This window comes from Sphingomonas sp. CCH9-E2 (assembly GCF_001557215.1).
GTDB lineage: Bacteria > Pseudomonadota > Alphaproteobacteria > Sphingomonadales > Sphingomonadaceae > Sphingomonas.
The window spans coordinates 1-2,584 of sequence record NZ_LSJM01000304.1 but is presented as its reverse complement, the minus strand read 5'-3'; the positions used below and the strand labels follow the sequence as shown (position 1 = coordinate 2,584).

Sequence of the window (2,584 nt, the reverse complement as noted above, 5' to 3'; positions counted from 1 at the left end):
CGGCCGTCTACGCGGCCGCCCCTCCACCACCGCCTGCGGCGGCGGTCCCCCTCCCCTGAGACAAGCTCAGGGGAGGAATTGATCACTCCCAATCGTACTTCAGCCCATCCTCCCGAAACGCAAAGCGGTCGAGATGGCGTTCGATCGCGCCCTTCAGGCCCTCGGCCTGTTCGGGGACGCTGGCGTCGATGCGGATCGCGATGCCGTCGGGCCTGGCGTCGAGCGTGACCAGACCGTCGCCGGGCCAGTTTGCGCCGCGCGCATCCTTCGGGAACACGATCGTGCCATGGTCGGCGGTGTACTCGACCTTGAGGTTATGCTCCCAATGCTTGCAGAGCTGCTGCAGGTAGCGCGACGCCTTGTCGGTCGCGGCGAAGCCGGTTGCGGTTGCAGTCATCAGAGGCGCTCCACCTTGCGCGCGGCGGCGTCGATGATGTCGACGATCGCGTCAACCGTCTCCTGATCGGCTTCGCCGTCGCTCAGCCGCTGCATCACCGCCATTTTGAGGTTGCCCATGGCGCGGCGCACCGGGCTGCGCCCGCTCTGCTCGCGCTGCGTGCCGAGTTCGGCGAGGCGGCCCATCAGCAGTGTCACCTGTTCGGCGTTTTCGTCGAGATGCGCCTGACCGGGCGCGGTGATCGCGTAGAGCTTCTTCGCGCCCTCCGCCGCCTGTTCGGCGATGTGATCCATGTCGGCCAGCAGGGTGAGCGTCGGATAGACCACGCCCGGGCTGGGGGCATAGGCGCCGCCGGTCCGCTCCTCGATCTCGCGGATCAGATCGTAGCCGTGGCGCGGCTGGTCCGCGATCAGCGCGAGCAGCACGAGGCGAAGCTCATCGCCGGTGAAGATGCGCCGCCGCCCGCGACCACCGCCGCGCCCGCCGGTCGCTTCTGCGTTGATGTCCCATTCGACCGTGAACGGGCCCCATTGGCGGCGTCCCCGGTTGGCGTGCATGCCGTGCGGCCCGTGGCCGCGATGATGTGCTCGAAACATTTCAATCCTTCTTATTCGAGTCGTGATGCATTTAAGATATATCTTGAATGCATTTCGACAAGAGCAAAAAAATCCTCCCCCGCCAGGGGGAGGTGGCGCCGAAGGCGACGGAGGGGGAGGAAACAGTCCGCTAGTGGCCAAGGGCATTGCCGTCCTCCCCCTCCGTCACGCTGCGCGTGCCACCTCACCCTGGCGGGGGAGGATTGAGACCTTGGGCCAAGCCACCTATCTCCCGTGCATGGCTGACCTGTTCGGCGGGACCGCACCCGCCGCCTCCCCTTCCGAAGTTTCCGCCTCCGCGCCGCTGGCCGATCGGCTGCGTCCGGCGCGGCTGGAGGAGGTGGTCGGGCAGGAACATTTGACCGGGCCGGAGGGCGCAATCGGGCGGATGGTGGCGGCGGGGAAGCTGTCGTCGATCATCCTGTGGGGGCCGCCGGGGACGGGCAAGACAACCACCGCGCGGCTGCTCGCCGATGCGGTCGGCTTGCGCTTCGTCGCGATCAGCGCGGTGTTTTCGGGCGTGGCAGATTTGAAGAAGGTCTTCGCCGAGGCCAAGGAGCATGCACGGATCGGGCAGCGGACCTTGCTGTTCGTGGACGAGATCCACCGCTTCAACCGCGCGCAGCAGGACGGGTTTCTGCCGTTCGTCGAGGATGGCACGGTGACGCTGGTCGGCGCGACGACCGAGAATCCGTCGTTCGAACTCAACGCCGCGCTGCTCAGCCGCGCGCAGGTGCTGATCCTGCGACGGCTGGACCATCCGGCGCTGAGCCAGTTGCTGGACCGCGCCGAGGCGATCGAGGGCCGTCCCCTGCCCCTGACGCCCGAGGCGCGCGATGCATTGGTGGCGAGCGCGGATGGCGACGGGCGGTTCCTGCTCAATCAGGCGGAGACGCTCTACTCGGTCAGTTTCGACGCGCCGCTCGATCCGGCGGGGCTGTCGGCGTTCCTGCAGCGCCGCGTGGCGGTCTACGACAAGGACCGCGAGGGGCATTACAACCTCATCTCCGCGCTGCACAAATCGCTGCGCGGGAGCGACCCGCAGGCGGCGCTCTATTATCTCGCGCGGATGCTGGTGGCGGGTGAGGAGCCGCTGTACGTGCTGCGGCGGCTGGTGCGGTTTGCGAGCGAGGATATCGGCCTCGCCGACCCGCAGGCTTTGGTCCAGTGCCTGGCCGCCAAGGACAGCTACGAGTTTCTGGGGTCGCCCGAGGGTGAGCTCGCGATCGTGCAGGCGTGCCTCTATTGCGCGACCGCGCCTAAATCGAACGCGGCTTACAAGGCGATGAAGTCGGCGTGGAAGAGCGCGAAGGAGACGGGATCGCTGATGCCGCCGCAGAACATCCTCAACGCGCCGACCAAGCTGATGAAGGAGATCGGCTATGGCAAGGGCTATGCCTATGACCATGATGCGGAGGACGGGTTCAGCGGCGCCAATTACTGGCCCGAGGAGATGACGCCACAGACCTTCTACACTCCCACCGACCGGGGGACGGAGAAGCGCATTGCCGAGCGGCTGGCGTGGTGGGACGCGCGGCGGGGGCGTTAGCAGTACCTCCCCTCCCTGAAAGGGAGGGGTTTGGGGGTGGGT

The 2,584-nt window shown here is 67.1% G+C and carries 3 protein-coding genes; 1 reads left to right on the top strand and 2 read right to left on the bottom strand.

Annotation, left to right across the window (positions count from 1 at the left end; translation table 11 throughout):
• Positions 1 to 82: 82 nt before the first annotated feature.
• Both AX681_RS13955 and AX681_RS13950 read right to left on the bottom strand, forming a co-directional pair.
• Positions 83 to 397 (bottom strand): DUF2218 domain-containing protein, encoded by a 315-nt coding sequence (locus tag AX681_RS13955; RefSeq protein WP_066659441.1) that lies wholly within the window; start codon positions 395 to 397, stop codon positions 83 to 85.
• Complete coding sequence (locus AX681_RS13950; RefSeq protein WP_082737926.1) at positions 397 to 993, bottom strand: PadR family transcriptional regulator; 597 nt, start codon at positions 991 to 993, stop codon at positions 397 to 399. Before AX681_RS13950 ends, AX681_RS13955 begins: the two co-directional genes overlap by 1 nt.
• A gap of 238 nt (positions 994 to 1,231) precedes the next feature.
• Between AX681_RS13950 and AX681_RS13945 the strand changes: the two genes are divergently transcribed.
• Positions 1,232 to 2,542 (top strand): replication-associated recombination protein A, encoded by a 1,311-nt coding sequence (locus AX681_RS13945; RefSeq protein WP_066659439.1) that lies wholly within the window; start codon positions 1,232 to 1,234, stop codon positions 2,540 to 2,542.
• Positions 2,543 to 2,584: the final 42 nt, after the last annotated feature.